Genomic DNA, 24,846 nt, shown 5'->3' on the forward strand with positions numbered 1-24,846 from the left:
ATAAATAATTTAATTATGATATTTTTAAATGTGATTTTTTCTTTACGGTTATTATATTTAAAACAAAATTAATTTAAATAAGATTGGAGTCATTTTTTTGAAACTCAATGAAATTGGCCGATAAAACCTCTTTTTAATATTGCTCAAAAACTTTCTATTGTATTTGTATGAATACCATTATAAGAAAAATATTTTTTGTGATTAACTTGTTCATGTGGTAAAATTTTATTCATTTTATAATATCCACGATATTCATCAGTAAAAAGAATAGAATTGTTAATATCAACATTTTCTTTAACTATTTTCATTAAATCTTCAGATTTAATACTTTTATTTTTTGCATGAAATAATTTAACATTACCATTTCGTTCAATAATGCCAACAACACACTCTTTACTAGTTTCTCTACCACGTAATGAGTTATTTTTATTATCAACATCATTATATTTACGCGGTTTTCCACCCACATATGTTTCATCCATCTCTAATATTTTTGCTAATAATTTAATCTCATCATTAGCCATTGCCTTTCTAATTTTATGCATCATTTTTCATACAGTTGCTAAACGTAAATTTAAGTCTCTTGAAGCTTGAGATGATGATAAACTTTTTTTAGCATTAGCCATTAATACTATTAAAATAAATCACTTTTGAAGTGGTACACGTGTATGATGAAAAATAGTTTGAGCAGTTACACTAAAAGACTTATGACATTTTTTGCATTTATAACGCGACTCTTTTAAAACAGAGTTAACTTTTTCACTAAAACAAAAAAGACATTTTGGTTTGTTATTTCATCTTATTTCTTCTAAAAATTTTATACAAGATTCTTGGTTTGGAAATTTATTTATTATGTCTAAAATATTCATTTTCAATCACCTTTAATTAGATTTTATTTTACTAATATCTAATTATAGTTTTCAGAAATAATAATGTATATAAGTTATTGCCAATAAACGTAAAATTCCGATTTTTTTATTAAATATCTAGTAAATAATATTACTAAAATTAGTTTATTATTTTACTAAAGTAATCCTTTTAAATTTAAAAGTACGTATACCTTGAAAATCAATTAAGTTTTCAATATCAATAGCAGTGATAATAAAATGATATGTAGTGTTTTTAATTTTATATGTAAAACCATATTTTAAATTAATTGTTTCAATACTATTGGTAGTAGTTTTAGTCATAGTAATATTACAAGTATTACCTATTTTTTTATTAATACCTGTTTTATTATCAGCATCAAAATAAGCTTCATAGTTATCTTTAATTCATTGATTATTATCAGCAGTAATAATATTTTTAATTCCTAATTTATGATTTTCATCAGTAGTACCAAGTAATAAATTTAAAATATTATTTAGTTGACTGTTTGATTGAAGCATAGTTTTTTGTAAAATATCAAGTATTGAACCTTGAGTAAAAGTTGGAAATTCTGGATCATCTTTATTAATGTGTCCACCTAATGATTTATATAATTCTTCGACATCGGTTGCTGTTACATCACTTTTATTAATTACGTTTTTTAGAGTAACAATAGTATCATTTTTAAGAATTATTAAGAGACCAGTAGTATTATTAAATAAAAAATTCTCTAAATCTTGTAAATCAATATTAATACCTTCATTACCTGGATATTGTTCTGAAATTTTGGTAATTAGATCAGTAATACTAGTGATAGTGTTTTTAACACTATCTGTATTAATTTCTTTGATAATGGTATCAATTAATGGGCTAGGATCATATGCACTATCACCAATAAGGCCGCCTAAAGTCAAGTTTACATGCATTGGAATAATTCCTGTTATTTCTAAATTGAGTTTAACGTCATAAAGAAATGTATCAAAACCACGAGTTTCTGTTGTAGTTTTACCAAATACGGTTAGAAGTATTTGTTTTAATTTTTCTGGTTGGTTAATTAAAGATTTTATAGTATTAATAATATCAAGTAAATTATAACTACCAGCATTTGGCTTTGATGGATAACCATTACCAATTGTTAAGTTTTTAACACCTTGGGTAATATCTGGCATATCTAATATTCATTTTTTAATAACCGGAATAATTGCTTCAATAATTGTTAAGATATAAAGTGGGTTAGTTAAAAGATAGGGAAGGTATCTTTCAATATCAGCAAAAAAACCTTTATAATCAAAATCAACATTTCGATCGGTAATTGAACCAGTAACAGTTATATGTTCTGAAAGAATGCCACCTAAATATCGTGGAGTTTTACCATCTTTACCAGAAATTTTATTGTCTTCGCTCATTTTTCAAAACAAGTAATTAATTAAAGTTCCACCATGATATAAATCATAATCTTGTTTTGATTTTCAATTACTTACTGTGTGACCAGGAACGAAAGTTGGGCTTATTTTTCATCTTTCTCCATCATTTCAAGCACTATAAGGTTGACCACTATCATTTTTTCAATTATTCATAAACTTAGTTAATGTTTCTTCATCAGTAGGTGTAGAAGTTTGTTGATCAGATCAACTGCCATTGACTAAATTACCAAATATTCTAGTTAGCGGATTTAAAAAATTAGGACCATAGTTATTAATTAAATTAGCAACTAATTGTAATCCAGCTGGTAAAGTACTTAAGTCACCTTGTAATGATTTTAAAAAACTAGAAATGGGGTCCATACCAGCACCTACAACTATATTTTCTAATTGTGGGTTAGCCATAATTGATATAGTTCTAATATAATCAAGTGATGAAAAAACATCATTAACTTGCTTTTTACTATTTATGGTTTTAGTTAATTGACCTGTTCCAGAAGCTTTAAAAAAATTATCAGGATCAAAATTATTTACATCAATTTTTCCATTTTTCCCTCAACGTGTTTGTAAATCACCTCAATTATCTAAACTAGTGTTTTTAGTTAAATTATTAATACTATTATTTTTAATTTTTCCCATAATATCATCATTAGTACTACTAGTATCAGCACCCAACTCTTTTGACATAACCATACTTTTAATTAAAGCAGAAGTTTGATCAGCAAAACTTTTAGCGATACTATTAGTTACACAGTTAACATAAAAATTAAAGGTACAAGCTGATAGAGGTAAAATAGTGGCACTTGCTATTAAGATAATTCCTAACTTGGTAAATACTTTTTTCATAGCAGTTCTCCTTAAATAAAGTGTTATTTTTGTCAATTTTATTTTACTAAAATTTAATACATTTAACTCTGAAAATAATTAAATTCATTTCTTACAAATTGTATCATTAGTTATTTTAATTTTAAAATTTATTTAAATAAACAATTTAAATATGGTAATATATCAAACAGAGAAAAATTAAACATTATAAAAACTATCTACTATTTATTTTAAAATTATCCTATATATTAATTTTGTATAAGTGTGATATTATTAATCCATATTTGAACTTAATAATTAAAATTAAATGCAAAATTTTAATTTCAGGAATTAGGGAGAACTGTAATGGCAAGGTTAAATAAACCCGAAAAAGCGAATAATAAAAAAATGGTATCTACTAATAAGAAAGCAAAAAAAAGTTTATTTAAGAATGCATTGCTATTAAAGCAGACTTTAGTTGCTACATGAAAAAGTAAATTACAATTAGTTATTTTATTATTACTTACTGCTTTTGCAACTTCGTTGGTTACTGGAAGTTGAATATCGTACGTTAGAATGATTGGAGGAGCTAATGAATTAGGATTAAATGATCTTAAGTTTGATGCTGTTTTACCTTATTCACCAGTGTCACAAGGTATTAAACAAATTGCTAATCAAGCTTTTAGTTTAAAGTTAGGTCGATTTTATGTTCAAGATGGAACTAATAGTAAAAGTACTAAAGCGCTTTATTTTGATGATACAAAAATAGGTACAGATCAAGAAATCCTACCAATCACTAAAGATAACTTAACTATTGATTATACTCGTGATAATACAGGTAATATTACTGGGTTTAATGATATAAGATGAACAAATTCGGATAATCCTTTAATTTTTAATTTGAATAATAATAATGTTAAAGCAAGCATCTATGGTCAATTATTATTAAAATCAAAAAATGCTTCTAATGAGAATTTAAAAAATCATTTTAAAACAGCAGCAGATGATTTATATCGCGATATTTTTTTAAAAAAAACAGCACCCAATATTGTTCAATCTATTAATACTTTTATTAAGGAATGGATTACAAAACATTCAACAGATCCAATATTAAAAGAGACTGATAATGATAAAGTTACCACTTGAATTTTAGAAAATAAAATAAATTTTAGATCTTCTTCTAATGATGCTACTATTCCTGATAGTGTTAATTTGCAAGTTCCAACAGAAAGAAATGAGCTTTTTATTAAGGTAGTTAAGGAAACTGAACTCGATCCAAGATTAGACAATGATTATGGTATGAATGGTCAATGAATGAGAATTTATCGTAATTTTTCTGCAAAAGAATCAGATAGTAACATTTATACTAATTTTACTAATACTTCTATTGGTTATCATTCACCTTTTAACTATAATATGATTAGTGATGGTACTGAAAGAGACGCACTTTCTACATATTTAATTCGTGCGGTTGCAGCATTACAAATGCGTGATTTATATGTTCGTAATCAATTTAGTGCCAGTGTTGGAGTAGTCAATAATACTCAAATTAATACTAAGATTATTGATATTGGTTTACCTAATGGTTTAAATCATACTAATCTAAAAGTCTTTGAAGGTGTTGAACCAACAAGTAAAAATGAAATAGTTATTACGCCACAATATGCAAGAAAAAATAAAAGTAATAAAGCATATAAACCAGGCGATCATATTAATATTAATGGTACTGACTTTATTGTTAGTGGTATTGGTGGTGATGCTTATGATATTTATCCAACAATTAGTGACTTAAATCCAATTCCCAATACAAGAACTGAATTTATTGCTTATGTTACACCTTCAGCGTGAAATGATGGAGATTGATATAAGACAGCAGAAAAAACTGATAATACTTTAATGTATTTTACAAAATGAAATAATGTTCCTAAAAATAGTATTCATGAATTTGATGTTGATTTATTTAATGATTTTTTTCAAAAAACAATATTTAGTGATAATGGTGTTAGTGATTTAAATCAATATGATTATAATAAGTATTTAGTTGAGAAATACGGTAATACAGATCCAACACCACAATCATCTTCTACATACCTTATTAATCCAAATCCTGTAGTTACAAGTAGTAATAGTCAGTTTTCGATTTATAATAGTAAAGAAAAGATATTTAATTCAGCAATAATTGGCTTTTTATATGCAGCAATAGCAGGAGTATTATTTTTACTAACGGTTGTTATTTTTATTACCACTTTAATTGTTAAAAAAGCAATTCAACACGGACAAGTTTCAATGGGTATTTTAAAATCAATAGGTTATAAAACATGACAAATTACGATTTCTTATTTGGCATATCCATTATTAACACTATTAATTGCAATTCCAATTGGCTGAATTGTTGGTCTTGTAATTCAGGTATATTTAACTGAGATCTTTAATACTTTATTTGTTTTACCATATAATGTTTTTAACTTTGATGTTGTTCCATTATTTATTTCAATTGTTTTAATTATTGGTTTTATTACAATTGTTACTTTATTAACTGCCTTTCGTCTTTTAAAACGTGATCCTTTATTTTTAATTAAAAAAGATAGTGATTTAGCTTTAGGTGTTCCTAAAAGTAGAGCTAGCAAGTTTTTACAAAATAATTTTCGTCTTCGTTTTTTATTATCGTTATCAAAAACTAGTTGAAAAAAAATTTTAGTTACTTCAGGAGTTATTACTTTAGCTTCACTTTCAATTGTAGCAACAACACTAGTTCTTGCCACTATTAATAGTTTAAAAGTTAATTATTTCAAAACTCAAAAATATAAAAATTATTATGAGTATCAAACACCAATGCCGAATATGCCGATGAGTAAATATGGATTATATTCATGAGATTTTTTTAATTGACCAAACGATGAGAAATATTATCCAACTTATGGTGCTATGCCTTGACCTGAAGATAAAATTGTTTATGATGAGAAAAAGGCACGAGTTGGGTGATATAATCCATTATTGTTTAAAAAAGAAAAATTAACTAATAATTTTGCTGATATTTTTACTTTTGATTCATCTTTTCCTGAATCTGAAAGAACAGAGTTTATAAAAAAAATGTCCTCTTATTATCAAGAACAATCAACAGGGACATTAGATCTTAGTGATTTAGTTTGATCATATAGTTGATTGGGTGGCAAAGCTTTTAGTAATCAGTTATTAACTGATTTAAGTAAAGAAGATAATACACCATCAAAAATATTTTCATATAATATTGTTAATTTTGCAAGTGGTCAATTACCTAATATTTTGCAAGTTCCTAATCCCGGAGTGCCACCTGGTCCAGAGGCAATTAAAGAAATTTTAAAGCAAGTATTACCAGGCTTTGTTCGTCAGAGTATTGATAGTTTGCCAAGACCCAATATTAAAGAAGATCCTTATGATTATTTTAGTATTGGTCATAATACTATTGCTTTTAATCCAAAAAGTACTAATAATGGTGATATTAATGGTCCAGATGAAGAATTAGTAACACAGTTTAAAGTTGGTGTTGATGAAAGTACAAAAATTGCTAAAAAAGAATTAATGGATGTTATTGGCATTAATCCTGATACTGCAATGTTAGTATTAAAAAATGATGAAGTTAAAGCTTTAAAATATAATGCTAATGCTAATACTATTCCAATGATTATCAACCGTGCTTTTCAATCTAAATTTGGATTAGATGTTGGCTCACAATTTAGTGGTGTACCACAAGTTAATACTCTATGTTATAAAAATATTGATGGTAAAAGTGTTCCTTTACCAAAAGAAAATTGATATTATGGTGAGATGCCACCATCAGGTGCTTATACTACAAATGGTGGCATCTGATCAAAAAGTGGAACAAAATGAAATTATCGCGGTGATCAAAAAATAAAATTATCTGATAATAATAAAGAATATAGTGATAGCCATGGTACTAGGTATAATGGTATGTATGATGCTAAAGGACAACCAATTGTAAATAATGAACCTAGTACTTGAAATAATGTTAATGATATTTGATTAAAATTACCTCCTGATATTAGTCCTAATGCTAAAAGTGGTAAAATTCCAACAGCTGATAATGCTAAAACTATTGATTTTGATTTATCACATATTTTAGATTCAACAGGTGAATGAATTAGACCTTTTTCATATGATTTGGTAAAGCCATATAATGGATTTGATCCTAAAGACCCATTAAGTATTTTATTAAACCGCCCAGCAGAATGATTTATGGGAATGGTTAATAATAATATTTTAACTAAAGAAAATAATATTAATGCTGATAGTTTACAAGCAGATATTAAAAATAACATGCCAACATGATGAAAAAATATTATGGGTAATGACAATCCACTTCATACATATCAAGTTGTAGGAATTCAAGATTCTTATGATGCTCCTAAAGCCTATATTGATCAAAAATGAGCTAATGAAATTATGGGTTATAGTTATATTGATGATAATCCTTATTATTCAGGAACCGATGTATTTCAATGATTTAATGGTAAGTTAAGTGCTAATGCTAATGTTTTTGATTTAATTGGAAGAATGAGTTTTAAATCAAATTTAGATGATTATACTATTTATGCAACTACTAGTTTAAGTGGTAATCAAAATATACCAATGGTCAAAAAAAATTATTTACTATCAAGACAACAAGCGATGATTACTAAAATGTCAGATATTGCTTTCAGTGCTAGTGCTTTATTTATTGTGACAACGATTATTTGTTCAATATTAATTGTTATTATGATTACTGATTTATTTACCGATCAATTTCGTCGTTTTATGGCTCATATGAAAGCAGAAGGATATACTAATTGAGAAATTAATTCTTTTACTTTAGGTATTTTTACACCTTGAGCATTACTTGGTTATATTGTAGGGTTTGCCCTAGGTTTCCTTGCAATTTATGGTTTAATTTCTATTCTTACTAGTTTTGTTGGTGTGGCTTTACCATTTACAATAACATGATGAATATTACCAGTAAGTTTTACCATAATTGGTGGTATATATATATCAACATTTATTATTAATAATCATGAATTAAATAAAATGAATTTAATTGAATTATTAAAATCTGATGAATAAAATAAAGTTCACTAAAGAATGTTTGGTAAATTTAAACGGAATTTTACGCTTATTGGTTAACACTTAATTCTTAATAAATAATTTAATTATGATATTTTTAAATGTGATTTTTTCTTTACGGTTATTATATTTAAAACAAAATTCATTTAAATAAGATTGGAGTCATTTTTTTGAAACTCAATGAAATTGGCCGATAAAACCTCTTTTTAATATTGCTCAAAAACTTTCTATTGTATTTGTATGAATACCATTATAAGAAAAATATTTTTTGTGATTAACTTGTTCATGTGGTAAAATTCCGAATTTAAATATTTAAATTTACCAAATTGATAGTGAAATATGTATACTTTATTTGAAAACTAAATATAGTTTTTAACTCATTACTTTATTTTTAAAGTAAATGGGTTTTTATTTTGAAAGGAGAAAAAAAATTTTGAAAGATGAATCATTAATTTTTAATTATTATGATATATTAAATGTATTAACAACAGCATCAGTAGCAGAAATTAAAAAAAAATTCAAACAGAATGCTCTAAAAACTCACCCAGATAAAAATAATAATCCTCAATCAAAACTTAAAATGCAAGAATTGAATGAAGCAAAAAGAATATTAACAGATGAAAACTTAAGAAAAGTTTTTGATCAAAAACTTTTTATTTACTCTTTACAAAACGGTAATAATAAGGTAGTTATTTATTTTCTTACTAATAAAATAAATAATTTAAATATAAATGAAAAAGATAATTCTGGTAATACTCCTTTACATTATGCATGTTTTCATAATTTTTTAGAAACTGCAGATCTATTAATTAAATATGGTGCTAATATAAATGCCAAAAATAATAGAGATAATACTCCTTTACATTATGCTATAATGGGTAATGCTGATTTAAAATTTATTAATTTATTAGTTGATAAAGGTGCTAATTTTATTGAGAAAGATAAAATGGGTAATGATAGTTTATCTTTTGTAAAATCTTTTGCAAAAGATAAGAAAGTTTCTGAGTTTTTTTTTAAAAAAATGAAAAAATTAAAAATAAAACAAAATCAACAAATTTTACTAAATATAACTAAAAGAATTAGCAATATTGAAAGAGAAATTGTACATTTTGAACAGAAAAAAATAAGTTCAGCATTAAATTATATTATTATTATTTTTACTTTTGGTTGCGTTAATAAGAATAAAAATATAAATGAGGATATTTCAATTAAAAATAATGAGCTTAATAAATTATTATCAGATAAAATAATAATTAATAATGAAAAACAATTATTGGAACAAGAAATAAGAAAAATAAAATTTAATAAAGCTAGAATAATAAATGCAATGGATCTGAAAAATAAACAGTCAGCAAGTGGATATAAACCATCAAATTCATCATGTATTTAATAAAACAAGTTAAAAAGATTGCTTTTGCAATCTTTTATTTTTAGCTAAAATCAAGAAAAATTGATTAATATTTTTTGTATTTATTATTATATTTTAATTTAATAAATTACTTATTAAATAAAACTTTTAAATCGTACTATTAATATTTTAATAAAATTAAAGTATTAATGTCATAAATAACTAGTTATTTGTTGGTATAATAATGTAGGTGAAAATATGGCATTTTTTAAAAATTTAAAGACAAAATTATTTGGTCAAAAGACAACTAAATATGATCAGGGACTTAAAAAGTCAAGAACATTATTTGCATCTAAAATTAAAGCGTTAGCAGCGCGTTATCATCAACTTGATGAACAATATTTTGAAGAATTAACTGAAGTATTAATTTTAGCAGATGTTGGATACAAAATGGCAGAAACTATTACTGATGAAATTCGTCATGAAGCTAAAATCCAAAAATTAACAAAACCAAAAGTTATTAATGATATTATTATTGATAAAATGTTTGTTATTTATACTGATGGTCAGTTAGTTTCTACAAGATTAAATTTTAGTAGTAATAATATTTCGTTATTTTTAGTTGTTGGTGTTAATGGTAATGGTAAGACAACATCAGCAGCTAAATTAGCAGCTAAATTAAAGACACAAGGTAAAAAACCAATTCTAGTTGCTGCTGATACTTTTCGTGCTGGTGCCGTTGAACAATTGCAAATTTGAGCAGAAAGAATTGGTATTCCTTGTTATTTAGGAACACCAAAGCAAGATCCAGCTAGTGTTGTTTATGCTGGAATTGAAGCAGCTAAATCTGAAGGTTGTGATGTTATTATTGTTGATACAGCAGGAAGATTAGAAAATAAAGTTAATTTGATGCAGGAGTTAAAAAAGATTAATAAAATTATTACTCAGAAATTAGGACATGAAGCTAATGAAACATTGTTAGTAATTGATGGTACAACTGGACAAAATGGTATTAATCAAGCACAAGAATTTATGAAAATTGTTTCTTTGACTGGCATTATTTTAACAAAAATGGATGGTACTGCTAAAGGTGGTATTATTCTTGCTATTAAAGAAGAATTAGATATTCCTGTTAAATTAATGGGTTTTGGTGAAGGTATTAATGACTTGGAAGAGTTTGATTTAGATAAGTATATTTTTAGTTTAACAAGTGATTTGTTTGCGGAGTATGAAAATGAATAGTTTAGAAAAACAAGTTTTATATTATAGTTTATTTGCTTTTTATAATACATTATTAACAGCAAAACAAAAACAATATTTTACAAATTACTTTATTGAGAATTTATCTTTACAAGAAATCGCTGATTTACAAAAAGTATCACGAACGGCTGTTTATGATAGTCTGCAAAAAGTTATTATTTTATTAAATAAATATGAAAGTAAGTTGTATCTTTATGAAAAATATAAACAAAGACAAGTAATATATGAAAAATATACGGAAAAGTATAATTTTATTAAAGTTTTACAAGAAATTGATAAAATAGAATAAAGCAGGTGGAAATTAATGAAAATTTTAATAATTGGTGATATTTACAGTATTGTTGGTAGACAAATGGTTAAATATTGAATTCCTAAAATAAAAAAGGAATATGAAAATCAATTTAAGATTGATTTAGTAGTTGCGAATGGTGAAAATACTACTCATGGTAAATCATTATGTAAAAAACACTATGATGAATTAAAAAATGCTGGTATTGATATTATTACTACTGGTAATCATATTTTTGGTCATCCTGATGTTGCTAAGTATATTAATACAACTCCAGATTTATTACGTCCTTTAAATTATAATCCTTATCATCCAGGTAATGGTACAATTTTAGTTAAAGTTGGTAATAAAAAAGTGCGTGTAACAAATTTAATTGGTCGTACTTTCATGGATAAATCTGATAATCCTTATTTTGCTCTTGAACAACTTATTACGATTGATAAACAAAATAGTGAAGAAAAAAGTGACATTCATATTATTGATTTTCATGCTGAAGCAACAGCGGAAAAGTTATCTTTTGCTTGAAATTTTGATGGTCAAGTTACTTGTGTAGTAGGAACTCATACTCATGTTCAAACAGCAGATAATCGTTTATTACCAAAAGGTACTGCTTTTATTAGTGATGTTGGAATGACAGGTCCGTTTTATTCCATTATTGGTGCTAAAGCTGAAGAAGTTATTATTCGTGATAAAAAAAGTATGCCGGCAAAATTTAGTCCAGCTGATGGTGAAGGTCAATTTTCAGCCGTTTTATTGACTATTAATGATGAGACAAATAAAGCAGAAAAAATTGAACGTATTTTTATTCATCCACAAGCACCTAATTTTAAAATTTACGAATAATTACAAATATAGGAAGGGACTAACTTTAACATGATATGAAATAATGCTAATTTTTTTACTGATAAAAATGGTTTATATTCAATTTTAATTGGGATTAGTATATTAATAATTTTAAGAATTTTATTAATGGCAAAAATTAAAGACAATGTTCATGTACAACAAGCTGCTGAAATACGAGAAAAGGTAATTATTTTACGTGATGGTTATGAAGTAAAATTATTTAAACAAATGGTTGATAAAAGTACAATCATTATTATTGGTGCTCATGGCTTGCAAGGTCAAAAAGATGATTTTAAATTATTAAGTTCTTTTTGTAAAAAATCACAACTATCTTTGATTACTTATGATCGAAGAGGTATTGGTAAAAATGGACAAGATTGAAAATTTAAATCATTAGGTACTGATATTAATGATTTAAAAGATATAATAAGTGCAGTAAAATCTAAATATCCTAATCAAAAAATTATTGTTTTTGGTGAATCATTAGGCGCAGCTATTGCTAGTCATGCTGCTAAAAATAATTCACAAGTATCAGCATTAATTACTAGTAATTTAGTAACTAAAAAAAATCTTTGTCAATTTTCATTAAGTTTTATTATTTGCTTTTGTTTTGCTTTTATTTTTAATTCTAATATTCAAATGCCAATTTATGTTGAAAATCAAGATATTTCTAGTAATAATGCTCATATTACTAATATAAATCAAAGATATAGTAATCGTCAAAATTGATCATTACGTTTTTTACTACAATTTAAAAAAATTAATAAAAAAAGTATAATGGAAATTAGTAATTCAGAACTTCCAACGTTAATCTTACAAAGTGCTGATGATGTATTTAGTGATTTTCATCAACTTAAAATTAATAAAAAATATTGGAAGAAACATCATAGTTATGTTTTTATTTTTGATGGTAAACATGCTTTAATTAATGAACCTAATATTAAAGATATATTTGATAATGAAATTATGCCATGAATTACAAAAAATATTTTACTTGAGAAAGGTTAAAAAATATGAAATTAATACCTAATATTATCTATCCTCTTTTTACTAGTGAGTCTGTTGCTCCTGGTCATCCTGATAAGATTTGCGATCAAATTGCTGATGCAATTTTGGATGCTTTTTTAAAACAAGATCCACATGCCAAAGTAGCATGTGAGGTTTTTATTACTACAAATTTTGTTTTAATTGGGGGTGAAGTTCATAGTCATGCTCAAGTTGATTATCAAGCAATTGCGCGAAAAGTTATTACTGAAATTGGTTATATAAATGATGAAATTGGATTTAATGGTTTTACTTGTGAAATTAAAGTGTTAATTCATGAACAATCACCCGATATTTTACAAGGCGTTGAATTAAAAAATCATCAAATCGGTGCTGGTGATCAAGGAATAATGTTTGGTTATGCATGTCAACAAACATCAGAATATATGCCATTACCAATCGTTTTAGCACATGAATTAATTAAACGGGCTACAAAGTTACGAAAGGAAGAAAAATTTAAGTATGCACTTCTTGATATGAAAGCGCAAGTTACTATTGATATTGATCAAGAAGAACCTAAAAATTTAAAAATACATACTATTTTAATGAGCATTCAACATCAAGCAAATTATGATGAAAAACAATTTAAAACATTTATTCATAAAGAAATTATGCAATATGTTGCTAATCAATATCATTTAAATCTTGATTTTAAATATTTAATTAATCCAACTGGCAAATTCGTAATTGGTGGACCTGCTGGTGATACTGGTTTAACAGGAAGAAAATTAATGGTTGATACTTATGGTGGAGCTGCTTGTCATGGTGGGGGATCTTTTTCAGGAAAAGATCCCACTAAAGTTGATAGAACGGGTGCTTATTATGCTAGGTATATTGCTAAAAATATTGTTGCTGCTAACTTAGCAAAGATTTGTGAAGTACAATTAGCTTATGCAATTGGAACTCTTGAACCAATTGCAATATTTGTTAATACTCATCAAACTATTATTTCCGGTTTAACAGAAGCAAAATTAACAGAAATTATTTATCAAGTTTTTGATTGTTCTGCTAGTGCTATGATTGATAAATTAGAGTTATCTAAACAAAATTATCAACAATTATCAACTTATGGTCATTTTGGTAGAAATGATTTACAATTACCTTGAGAGCAATTAGATAAAGTTAGTTTATTGAAAACTTATTTACCAAAAAAATAAGATAGGGAGAAATATTTTATGTTTTTAGAAGTAATAGCTACATCTTTAAAAGATATAGAAAAAATTAATAATTCTTTAGCTAATCAAGTTGAACTTTGTACTGCTATGGAATTTGGTGGTTATACTCCAAGTTATGAATTGATTGTTGAAGCATGTAAAATTTCGTTGAAACCAGTAATGGTTATGGTTAGAAATAACAATAATGGTTTTAATATTACTGATAATGACTTTAAAATCTTTAAAAGAGATATTCAATTTATTAAAACAACTCATGCATCAGGTATTGTTTGTGGCATTTTAACTAAAGATAATAACATTGATGTTGAAAGAATGAGTGAAGTTATTAAATTAGCAAAACCTTTAAAAGTAACTTTTCATCGTGCTTTTGATGAAATTTTTAATAAAAAACAAGCTTTAGAGCAGTTAGTAAAATTAGGTGTTACTACAGTTTTAACTTCTGGTGGTCAAGATAATATTGTGAATAACATTAATAAATTTAAAGAATTAAAAAAATTAAATTTACCAATAAAAATTCTTGCTGGTGGTGGAGTTAATTTAGAAAATGTTAATGTTTTATTAAAAAATGGTATTAATGATATTCATTTTGGAAAATGTGTGCATGAAGATAATAATTTTAATAATCCTATTAATTATAAATTAATTAATAATATTAAAAATATGGCATAAATAATAAAAAGTTTCGGAATTTTACGCTTATTGGTTAACACTTAATTCTTAATAAATAATTTAATTATGATATTTTTAAATGTGATTTTTTCTTTACGGTTATTATATTTAAAACAAAATTCATTTAAATAAGATTGGAGTCATTTTTTTGAAACTCAATGAAATTGGCCGATAAAACCTCTTTTTAATATTGCTCAAAAACTTTCTATTGTATTTTTATGAATACCATTATAAGAAAAATATTTTTTGTGATTAACTTGTTCATGTGGTAAAATTCCGAAAAGTTTTATAATATATAAGATTAAACAGCAACCTTTATTGATGGTTTATTATTATAATTGGGAGCGTACCGAAGATGTCGATAACTAGTAATTTTCAAAAATAACTTCCTAATTTTTTTAACCCTTAAATTAAAAATAAATGACAAAAGACGAGAATAAAAATCTTGTCTTTTTTTGTAATTGTAAAATTTTAAAATTTTTAATAACTTTCTTTAATACTATTATCAACACGTGTTAAGGAATTAAAAAAGTGAACCACAACACAGTTGTTCAAAATAGTGGCTAGCATGTGGACTTGCATGGATAAATAAAAAGTGGAGTGATACCTAATAAAATATACTAACCATTTAATGGTAATCCTTGGGGTGGGAGCGGATTGGAAACTAGTATATATAGACCTGTTGTAGGGACCTATTGTATTAATTCTATTCTTTATTTAACCAACCTTGCCACTCCCCAGTGAGCAAGTGTTGGTTTTATTTTTTATTTTTTTTGAAAAATTTTTTGGGCGAGAAAATAAATTTCAAACTTGTAAAAAAAATTGAGCGGTGCCGGTTCAATTAAAATATTAATTTGCTAAACGCAAATTAAATAAATATTGAATCGAATGCCTCAATGTTTTTTAAAATTTCACAATTTATTTTTGAGCCCAGTTTTCATGGAATGAATAAAACGAATAGTAGTATTATTAATAATCTAAAAATCAAAATATATGTTCTTTATGCTAGAAGCAACAGAACATATTAGGAAAGGATTATTATGCAAATAGAATTTAAAAAAGAACAAATTGTAAAAGATAAACCACAATCTATTCTTATTGATTATGTTGAATATAAATTATCACTTCCAAAATGAATGATTAAAAATAATTCTTTTATTGTTGATAACAGTTACACATATTGAGTTTTTAATTTAGAAAATATTAAAAGAGAATTAAGTGGTAATGAATTAATAAAATTATTAGAACCATATATTAAAGACCAAAAAATAACTGTTAATAAACCAACTGTTCCAAAAGAATATTATCTTAATGATATAAAACTTGAACCATTAACATTTTATGAACAGCATAATAGTTGATTTATGGGTGAAATAACAGATAACAAAACTAAAATTACTAATCCTTGTTTTAAATATAACATTACGTGAGAAGAAAACAGAAAAGGCTTTAAAATAAATAATCCATATAAACATGATGATTTACCAATTAATTATATAGTTACTTCGTATAAGGAAATTTCAACTCATAATGAAAAAGTATTTTTGTTGAACATGTAAACAAAATAAATTAGATTATTTATTCTTTAATACTAATGATATAAAAACAAGAAAATATTTTTTAAGAGATAAAAATAGTAAAGCAATTTGTTATGACTGTATTTTAAATATTAGGTTAAGTAGGAGGTATAAATATGAATAAAGAACAAGAAATTAATTCATTAAAATTAGAAATAGAACTACTTAAACAAAATAATGACAGATTATATAACGGTTTATGAAAAAAATTTGATAACTTTATTGATAAAGGAAAATTCATTAAATATTTAGAAAATAAAATTGAAAATGATGGATATAGAAGTACAAATAATGATGCAATATATTATTCATTAATTCAAAAAATCAATAGTGGAGAATTTGATTAATAATGCAATATGACTTAATTATTGGTATTGACCCCGCTGGTATTGGTAATAATGGAATTGTTATATATTCAAATGAAACTAATAATATTGTTTTTAATGAAACATTTAATACATTAACTGTTTTATGAACTAAAAATATGTATAAAGAAAAATTTCAATTAATTAAAGAAAAATTTATTGATAAAAAAATATTAGTTATTGTAGAAAATTTCTTTTTAAGTTCAAAACAATTATTAACTAATCCATTAGCAACTCCTAAAATTATTGGTGCTTTAATGGTATTGATACAAGATGTTATGAATTGAGATTATTTCGAAAACCACCCAAAAAATAAAAATAAAATAACAGATTATAAAGGAAATATAAAATTAACAAAACATGAACAAGATGCTTATAAGCATATTCAATATTATTTAAAAAATAATAAAAAAATATTAATTTTTGATAATTATTTAAGGAAATTATAAACATGAAAGATAAAGCAAATTACATCAAATTAACAGTAAAACTTAGTAACACTATTGAAGCAAAATATTACGAAAAAGGTAATAAAGAATTATATTATAGTGTTCGAGGTCAGTGAAATGGTTTAAACTATGTTACTTTAATTTTTAACAACCCAAAATTTTATAGGCGATGTATTTTATTAAACAAAAATGATGAAATTTTAGTAACTGGTCAAATCTTTAATACTTTAAACATTCCTAAAAATCGTGCATTTTGTTCAATCAATGTTAAATGATTTAAAAAATGAAAAGAGTAAAAAATGATATTATGAAAAATTTTATTAATAGCACCAATATTAATAACAAGTATAACACTAATAATATTTTTAATTTTTATAATAATTGATTTAAAAAAAGATTATAAAGTATTAACAAAATTAAATGATATAGCAAAAGAAATTGAAAAAAAGGAGAAATAGATATGAATAAAGAAAAATTAATTAAATATTTAATTAATAATAAAGCAAATGCTTATAATGGAAAACAATTTTTATTATCTTCAAATAGAGACCCAAATATAAAAGGTATTGATGAACTAATTAAAAGAATTAAAAATGGTGAATTTGATAAGGAAGAATAAATAATGAAATGTAACTGAACTGAAAATGATACAAAAGTATCATATAACTCATATGATCTACCCTATTATAAAATAATTGAATGTAATAGTACAAATACTACAAGAGATAAACATAATGTTAATGAAAGATATTTTTGTGAAATACACTTAAAACAAGTTAAAGAAACACGAAAATTAATGCATAAAAATTGCATTAGTAAAGAAAAAATAATTTTAGATATCAATAAAATTATAAATGATACAAACCCACATAGAACTTATACAGAATATGTCTTTTATTTAAAAGAAAGAATTGAAAATGGTGAATTTGATAATGATTAAATTAATAGATTTGTTTGGTCAAGATAAAATAGAAATATTTTCACCAAATCCCAAAGATTTAACAGACAGTAATGATATAAAAGCATTGATTTTATGAAAATATCCTAATGTCATTGCTAAATATTTAATTGTTTCTCAACCACATGCTAATACCGCAATTTTAGTTGGAGATAATTTCAATTATCAAGGTTGAATAGAAGTATTTATTAAACAAAAAGTAGAAGGAGTAGAAGGAAATGCCAAATGACATAACTGTACAATCAAGTAATTACACTTTATTAAAATTAATAAGAACTGGAGCAAGTCCATTATTTGGTATGATAGGAACTTCTGCATACTATGGTCAATTAATAGGAAATCCAATATTAGGTAGTATAAATGCTTTATTATTTTCTAAAAAATTAGGAATTGATATATGAAATTTAAATCAAATGCCAAATTTAAAAAGTAAATTATTAAATTCAAGTAAAAAAATAGCATTAGGATTAGGAACAATTGGTTTAGCAAATTATAGTAAATTTACTGAAACAATAAATCCTATTACCCCAACTACAACAACTACAGAAACACCACCATGACCAACATTAACATTATCAGTAACTAACAATAACGTTAATGAACAATCTTTAATGGATTGAGATACTTATATATCTTTAAATTCATATGGTATTGCCAATTTGGTTGCTGGAATTACTGAATTAATACCAAGTAAATTTGAAACTATACGTAAAATAGCAAATATGGCAACTGGTGGTTGCTTAATATCAAGTGGGGTTGCTATGGGTATTAATAATGATTTTAGTAATGCTTATGCAGTTCCAACAATAGTTGCTGGTGCATCTGAAATTATTCATAATTTATTGCCTATGGAAACCAATCATAATGTTGAAGAAATGCAAGAAACAACATTTACTAGTGAAAATGCAAGATTAATTAATGATGTTGTAGATAGAATATCACCAGTATATCGACCAACTGTATATAACAGTTTATAAAGGAGGTGAATAATTTATGAATAAAGAAAAATTAATTGAATATTATAATCACGAAATAAATACGCTTAAAGAAAGAATGGAACAATTAAATAAAGAAATTTCTTTATTAGTAACTATTATAAGTAATTATCAGTCAATGATTGAAAGAATTAATGGTGGTCAATTTGACGAATAATTAAAAAATAAATAATTGAAAGGAAAATATTGAAATGAAAGAATTATTGCATGAATTAATTATTATTGGAACAAGTGTAGGAACATTAATTTGTAGGGAACTAATTGTTTGATTTAAACGATTTATTACAACCCCAAAACATGTTCGAGCAAATAATAAAGTAATAAAACATCAAAAAAAATTAGCAAAATTAAATGAAAAAATTAATAAAGAAAGTAAATAATAAAGGTGTGATATAAATGTTAGAAAATGAAACTAATGTTCAAGAAACAACTGAACCTTTAACTGAAAGTAATAATTTACAACAAGAGCAAGAAACTAAGATTGTTGAATTAGAAAATAAGTTAAATAAACTTAATAAAGAAATTAAAGAAAAAGAAATAATTAATATATTTAAAAAATATCAAGTTAAAAATGAATTTTATGACTATTTAAAGTTTAAAACTAGTAATATAGAAAATTCAAAAATAGAAGATACTATTAAAAAAATGATTAAAGAACAACCAATATTTAAAGAACCAATTAATACAGGTGGTAAACCAGAAACAATATTAACAAATCAACCCAATTCAATAAAAAGTAGTTTATTGGATTATAAAAAGAAAAATAATTTATAACAGAAAGGAAAAATAAAAATGGCAATTAATATTCAAACAAACTTAAATAATACAGAAAAACTAGTTGAAGTACCAGAATTTATTGAATTTTTTAAACAATCAAATAGTCCATGAGCAAACTTTTTTCCAATTGAAATAGTTAATTCTACTAAAATAGAATTTATTATTAAAGTTCCAAAAGACCCATCAATTAAAGTTATTGCATGAAATGATAAAAGTCAAAGAATAGATGTAACTTATGCACAAACTGATACTATTCCGAAAATAATTGAAAAATTATATGTTGCAGGTGAAACTATTGCTGCTGTAGATTTAAATGCTGAAAATGGGCAAAATTTACTAGAAAGTATGCAATATGAAGTTGCTAATGATTTAGCAGATAAATTAGCAACTGATGATATACAAGTCATTAGTGATAATGCAACTAAAGTAATAATTAGTGATACATCACCAACAGGACATATACAAGCAATGTTATCTGCTTGAAATACTTTATTTCAATTAAGAAATAGTGCAAATTGTCGTTTCTTTATTACAAATAATCTTTATGATACTATTGTTTATTTGGCTAATAATAAAGGTTTAATTACAGATAACCAAATTGCTCAACAACTAAGATTAAATGGTAATGATTTATATATCAAAGGTGTATTATGTCAAATTGTAATGGATGATTATATGGCATTTACTGATAGTGAAAATAAAAAACAAATTATACCTTTTATTTTAGCAACACCAAGAGCAATGAAAAGATATATGTTACAACAAACAATTGTATATGTTCAAGAAATTGCTGATGGTAAACTTGGTAGAGCATATAAAGTTGGTGGTGAAGTACTAGGTCAATCAATTCCTTATATGTCAAAAAAAGAAACAACATCACGTTGAATGTTATGTGGAATTATTACTAAAACGGATTTAAGTAGCAAACTTACAACTTTAACAACTGATATTACTGCTAATACTAGCAGAAAAAATCAATTATTAGATACAGCAATAAAAAATTCAAGAGAAATTACTAGTTTGAACCCAGCATTAGACTTAGTACATGCAAATATTAAATATTTTAGTGATGCACAAGGCAAAACTGATGTAAGTAATCAAAATCAAAAAGCAGGGGATTTATATGTAATTATTACTGCAAATATTAATGATGCAAATTATCAAGGCTCAACAAATCCTATAAAAATAACTCTTAAATAATAAGGACATTAATCATGCCTATTGGTACAGCAAATACAGCAACACTCTTAAAAATAAATAAACCAAAACATACTAGAACTAGTCAACAACAAGAGCATAAAAGTTTATGATGAGAAATTTTAGAAATGATTGGTGTACAAGTTATAGCAGTAGCACTTGCTCCTTTTACTGGTGGTTTAAGTGAAGATTTAGCACTTGGATTAGGTGCAAGTGATTTAATTGCTAGTATTAGTGCTACTGGTGTTGAGTTTGCAACTGATTTTACTATTAATCAAGTTTATGATTATTTAAAAGGAAATGTAACATCATTAAATACTTTCTTTAATTTATTACCAGCATTTGCAGGACTTAATAGAATTACTCGTGGTTATCGTACTACTAAATTTATTAAACTAGCACAAAAAACTAAAACTCTAGAACAAATTGGTGTTAAAGAAGTTAAAAACTTACAAGAAATAATTAATCAAGTAAGTGGAAAAGAGTTTTTAACAGATAAGATTATTGGCAATAAACGTTATTTATTTAATTATAGTTATGCTCCTAATCGTGAAACAATAATTCAAAATTTAGGTTTTGTTGCTGAAAGACAATTCAAAAATAATTTTCAAAAATTAGAAGAACAAGAGTTAAAAGATTATTTAATATTACAAAATACATTAATAAAATTAAGCCCACAATTAACTCCAAAATTTAAAATCAAGGATATTGAAAAAGCAAATAACTTTTTAAAGAAATATAATAGTAATTTAAAAGAAGTATTAAAAATGAATCAAAATGATTGATTAAATTTAGTTCATACAATATATGCAGATAATAGATATGGTAAATCTTTAATTTTGGACTTACAAAAAATTCGTGCTGATGCTATTAAATTTAATTTTAAAAATAGTTCAATTCATAAATTGGTATTAAAAACCAATCAAACTTTTAAATATTTTGATATTAGATTTTATTTAAAAAAGAGTTTTAATAAATTTTGAAAAGATACACCATATTTTGAAAAATTACGAGCAAGTATATATAAATTACAAGAAAAATTTGAACAATTAGAAGAAAAAGCAATTGAAAAAATTAATAAATTAAAAGAAAAAGTTACTGATTTATTTAGTAGTGCTGAGAAAAAAGCAATCAGACATGCACAATTAATTCCATTGAATTCACCAGTATTTATGGGCTGTAAAATTCAATTTTTGTCATTAGATAAATGTGCTATTAGTATTTATCATCGTAATCCTAAATATAAACCAATTGTAGTAGTTGATAGTATTGTTAAGGCAGAAACTTTCGTCACTCAAATTCATCCATTTCATTGATATAGATGATATACTGGCTGATACATTGGTTATGGAGTAAATCATAATAAGTGATTAAAATCAATAGCATTTGCACCACCAGTTGTTCAACAAGTAATTAGAGATAGTTTTAAAGTTTATAGAGAAATATTTAGAACAATTAGAACTTATCATAAAATAGTAAATGTTATTAATAACCCTATTGAAAATATTAATAAATCATTTAAAAGTGCTGGTTTAAAATTTTCAGTTAATACTTTATTTGGTACAGGACTACTACATCATTTAGAAAAATTTGCATATAGTCAAGTTGTAGAAAAGGGTAAAAAGAAATTATTCATATAGCACATAGAAAAACTAAAACAAGAACTAAACATTATAAAAAAGCGTTTTTTAAGGAATGATAAAATATGATTAATAAACTTTGAACCGGTGTCAGTTTAGAAAATTATAATAACTGATATCCTTTAACTGGAAAAATTACAGAATCACCATCACAATATATAAAAACATGACCAAATGTTAATGATTGATTTAAAACATTTGCTATTCGTGCTCAAAATGATATTAATGCTTATCTTGATTTTATTTTATCTAAATTTTCTTTTGATAGTTTTAAAGATGAATTAATTAAAGAAACATTAAGAGATATGGTTTATGTAATGGTTGAGCATTGAGTATTTAATCGTACACCAATTGAATTTAACGTTGATGCTACTATTCAATTTAATAATGGTAGTCAATTTAGTGCAAGTAGTATCCCTACAATTAATGTTTGAGATTTAGCACCTAGTAGAATGAAAATATGAGCAAGATTAACTGAATTAAAACAAATATTTTCAAGTTATAATGATGATGAAATAGATGTTGAAAAAATTGACTTAAAAGCATTTTATACTAGAAATCAAGTTGATGAACTAATTGAACAACAAAAAGAATTTACATTGTCAAAACAAATTAAACTATATGATGATGTTATTGATGATAATGAACATGAAGTTTTTCGTGGTGCTGTAACTAATTTTATCAATAAAGGATATGTAGCAACAGAATATGATAAAGAAACTGAAACTATGATTTTAAATTGACCTAATGAAATTGGTACATTACCACCCGAAGCATTACAAAATAATCCACAAATTGGTGATTTTACTCATGCTGCAACTGCTGATTTTTCTGCTAAACAACAAAAAAGAATTACTACAAATGAAAACAATATAACAAAATTAAATAGTAAATTAATTAAAGCAAACGAAAATATTAATGATGTTAAAAATAATTGATTTAATATTGAAACTAGTCCTTTATGAAAGAAAATTGATAATAAAGATTTATATGCAAATGAATGATATATTATTTATTGAGCATACGAATTTATTGATAGTACCCATGGGTATAATGATGCTAAAAAATTAACAAAAATTAATTTAGGGTACGCTGGTAATCCACCACAAAAAATTATAGTAATTGAAAATGTTGATGTTGATGTTGATAAAATAACATTATTATTTAATTTTGAATTACAACAATTTATTGTTACTAGTGCTAAACAAAAGTATAAACCAATAATTTTTGATATATATAAATATATTGGAAAGGGTACACCAACTGAATTTATAGCAGAAGAAGGTACTGAACGCGATTATTACACAAAAATAGAAACTAATAATTTATTAGATAAAAAACAAGATAAATTAATTGCTGGTGAAAATATTAAGATTGATGAAAATAATAAAATCAGTGCTACTAGTGGTAGTGAATCATTATGATTAATAGACCCTAATAGTCCAAATATTATTCAACCTAAAGAAAAAAGAATTATTACTTCAAATAATACTAGAATTGTTGATATAGCAGACCCTACACAACCACAAGATGCTGTTAATTTACGAACTTTAGATAAAAAATTAGAAGATGTAAAATCACAATTTCCTATTGCATTTCAAATAAATGCTGTAAGTCAAGAAATTCCTAATTTAGAAACTGAAAATAAAACTGTTGCTGGTGCTATTAATGAAATAAAAGATAAACAATCAAGTGGCTCAAATTGAAAAGATGTAGCATTTTCACAAGATAGAGAAACAATTATTTATGAATTGAAAACCAATACACATTATAGAATATTTTATGATGTTAATAATAAAAGAAGTACTGGATTAATTGGTAAATATCCTTGTTTAATAAGTGAATTTTATTGAATTTATACTGATGGAAGTAGTTTTAATGATTTATGAATTAATTTACCACATTGAAAAGATACTAATCTTTCACATTTAATAATAGTAATTAATCAACATAAAATATCATGAAAAAATAATTCTAATGATGGTAATTTTTGAAAATTACAAGAATTACAAGGATAAAATTATGATTTGAAAAATTATAAAAATTATTTTAAGTTTAATTGGAGTGTTATTAT

24 protein-coding genes are annotated in these 24,846 nt (G+C 24.7%); 22 read left to right on the top strand and 2 right to left on the bottom strand.

The annotated features are described in order from the left end of the window. Positions 1-68: 68 nt before the first annotated feature. Both AAHM85_RS05965 and AAHM85_RS05970 read right to left on the bottom strand, forming a co-directional pair. On the bottom strand, positions 69-869 hold the full coding sequence (locus tag AAHM85_RS05965) for an IS1595 family transposase (RefSeq protein ID WP_342261372.1): 801 nt from the start codon (positions 867-869) through the stop codon (positions 69-71). 147 nt (positions 870-1,016) lie between these two features. Beyond that, positions 1,017-3,134 (bottom strand): hypothetical protein, encoded by a 2,118-nt coding sequence (locus tag AAHM85_RS05970; RefSeq protein ID WP_342261373.1) that lies wholly within the window; start codon positions 3,132-3,134, stop codon positions 1,017-1,019. A gap of 324 nt (positions 3,135-3,458) precedes the next feature. Here AAHM85_RS05970 and AAHM85_RS05975 point away from each other — a divergent pair, with 324 nt between their 5' ends. From AAHM85_RS05975 to AAHM85_RS06080, 22 genes are all read left to right on the top strand, one after another. Beyond that, the gene (locus AAHM85_RS05975) at positions 3,459-8,186 is read left to right on the top strand and encodes an ABC transporter permease (RefSeq protein ID WP_342261374.1); all 4,728 of its coding nucleotides are present in this window, start codon (positions 3,459-3,461) and stop codon (positions 8,184-8,186) included. 433 nt (positions 8,187-8,619) lie between these two features. Then, positions 8,620-9,576 carry an ankyrin repeat domain-containing protein gene (locus tag AAHM85_RS05980; protein WP_342261375.1) on the top strand — a complete coding sequence of 319 codons (957 nt, stop codon included), beginning with the start codon at positions 8,620-8,622 and terminating at the stop codon, positions 9,574-9,576. A 216-nt stretch (positions 9,577-9,792) separates the two neighbouring features. Further along, the gene (gene ftsY / locus AAHM85_RS05985) at positions 9,793-10,776 is read left to right on the top strand and encodes a signal recognition particle-docking protein FtsY (RefSeq protein WP_342261376.1); all 984 of its coding nucleotides are present in this window, start codon (positions 9,793-9,795) and stop codon (positions 10,774-10,776) included. Then, positions 10,769-11,083: a YlxM family DNA-binding protein gene (gene ylxM, locus AAHM85_RS05990; RefSeq protein ID WP_342261377.1), complete on the top strand. Its 315-nt coding sequence runs from the start codon at positions 10,769-10,771 to the stop codon at positions 11,081-11,083. Before ftsY ends, ylxM begins: the two co-directional genes overlap by 8 nt. Positions 11,084-11,098: 15 nt before the next feature. Next, complete coding sequence (locus AAHM85_RS05995; RefSeq protein WP_342261378.1) at positions 11,099-11,926, top strand: TIGR00282 family metallophosphoesterase; 828 nt, start codon at positions 11,099-11,101, stop codon at positions 11,924-11,926. A 126-nt stretch (positions 11,927-12,052) separates the two neighbouring features. Further along, positions 12,053-12,934: an alpha/beta fold hydrolase gene (locus tag AAHM85_RS06000; RefSeq protein WP_342261379.1), complete on the top strand. Its 882-nt coding sequence runs from the start codon at positions 12,053-12,055 to the stop codon at positions 12,932-12,934. 11 nt (positions 12,935-12,945) lie between these two features. Next, positions 12,946-14,127 (top strand): methionine adenosyltransferase, encoded by a 1,182-nt coding sequence (gene metK, locus AAHM85_RS06005; RefSeq protein WP_425289728.1) that lies wholly within the window; start codon positions 12,946-12,948, stop codon positions 14,125-14,127. Between the two features lie 18 nt (positions 14,128-14,145). Beyond that, positions 14,146-14,814, top strand: coding sequence for a copper homeostasis protein CutC (locus tag AAHM85_RS06010; protein WP_342261381.1), 669 nt, complete (start codon positions 14,146-14,148; stop codon positions 14,812-14,814). 1,040 nt (positions 14,815-15,854) lie between these two features. Beyond that, on the top strand, positions 15,855-16,373 hold the full coding sequence (locus AAHM85_RS06015; RefSeq protein WP_342261382.1) for a hypothetical protein: 519 nt from the start codon (positions 15,855-15,857) through the stop codon (positions 16,371-16,373). Positions 16,374-16,507: 134 nt separating this feature from the next. After that, on the top strand, positions 16,508-16,738 hold the full coding sequence (locus tag AAHM85_RS06020) for a hypothetical protein (protein ID WP_342261383.1): 231 nt from the start codon (positions 16,508-16,510) through the stop codon (positions 16,736-16,738). Between the two features lie 2 nt (positions 16,739-16,740). After that, positions 16,741-17,205, top strand: a complete 465-nt coding sequence (locus AAHM85_RS06025; protein WP_342261384.1) for a hypothetical protein — start codon at positions 16,741-16,743, stop codon at positions 17,203-17,205. A 2-nt stretch (positions 17,206-17,207) separates the two neighbouring features. After that, on the top strand, positions 17,208-17,501 hold the full coding sequence (locus AAHM85_RS06030; protein WP_342261385.1) for a hypothetical protein: 294 nt from the start codon (positions 17,208-17,210) through the stop codon (positions 17,499-17,501). Positions 17,502-17,665: 164 nt separating this feature from the next. Continuing rightward, positions 17,666-17,824 (top strand): hypothetical protein, encoded by a 159-nt coding sequence (locus AAHM85_RS06035; protein WP_342261386.1) that lies wholly within the window; start codon positions 17,666-17,668, stop codon positions 17,822-17,824. A 3-nt stretch (positions 17,825-17,827) separates the two neighbouring features. After that, a complete protein-coding gene (locus AAHM85_RS06040) occupies positions 17,828-18,145 on the top strand; it encodes a hypothetical protein (protein ID WP_342261387.1) in 318 nt (105 codons plus the stop codon). Continuing rightward, positions 18,138-18,413: a hypothetical protein gene (locus tag AAHM85_RS06045; RefSeq protein WP_286642307.1), complete on the top strand. Its 276-nt coding sequence runs from the start codon at positions 18,138-18,140 to the stop codon at positions 18,411-18,413. The genes AAHM85_RS06040 and AAHM85_RS06045 overlap by 8 nt, the downstream gene beginning before the upstream one ends. Continuing rightward, positions 18,382-19,140: a hypothetical protein gene (locus tag AAHM85_RS06050; protein WP_342261388.1), complete on the top strand. Its 759-nt coding sequence runs from the start codon at positions 18,382-18,384 to the stop codon at positions 19,138-19,140. The genes AAHM85_RS06045 and AAHM85_RS06050 overlap by 32 nt, the downstream gene beginning before the upstream one ends. A gap of 16 nt (positions 19,141-19,156) precedes the next feature. Further along, a complete protein-coding gene (locus AAHM85_RS06055) occupies positions 19,157-19,315 on the top strand; it encodes a hypothetical protein (protein WP_342261389.1) in 159 nt (52 codons plus the stop codon). Positions 19,316-19,349: 34 nt separating this feature from the next. After that, positions 19,350-19,538: a hypothetical protein gene (locus AAHM85_RS06060; protein ID WP_286642310.1), complete on the top strand. Its 189-nt coding sequence runs from the start codon at positions 19,350-19,352 to the stop codon at positions 19,536-19,538. A gap of 16 nt (positions 19,539-19,554) precedes the next feature. Further along, positions 19,555-19,932 (top strand): hypothetical protein, encoded by a 378-nt coding sequence (locus AAHM85_RS06065; protein WP_342261390.1) that lies wholly within the window; start codon positions 19,555-19,557, stop codon positions 19,930-19,932. Positions 19,933-19,950: 18 nt separating this feature from the next. Beyond that, positions 19,951-21,135 (top strand): hypothetical protein, encoded by a 1,185-nt coding sequence (locus AAHM85_RS06070; RefSeq protein ID WP_342261391.1) that lies wholly within the window; start codon positions 19,951-19,953, stop codon positions 21,133-21,135. Positions 21,136-21,149: 14 nt separating this feature from the next. Further along, on the top strand, positions 21,150-22,772 hold the full coding sequence (locus AAHM85_RS06075; protein WP_342261392.1) for a hypothetical protein: 1,623 nt from the start codon (positions 21,150-21,152) through the stop codon (positions 22,770-22,772). A gap of 65 nt (positions 22,773-22,837) precedes the next feature. Then, positions 22,838-24,790, top strand: a complete 1,953-nt coding sequence (locus AAHM85_RS06080) for a hypothetical protein (RefSeq protein ID WP_342261393.1) — start codon at positions 22,838-22,840, stop codon at positions 24,788-24,790. Positions 24,791-24,846 lie beyond the last annotated feature (56 nt).

This window comes from Spiroplasma endosymbiont of Notiophilus biguttatus (assembly GCF_964030985.1).
In the GTDB taxonomy this organism is placed as follows: Bacteria; Bacillota_I; Bacilli_A; order Mycoplasmatales; family VBWQ01; genus Spiroplasma_E; species Spiroplasma_E ixodetis_A.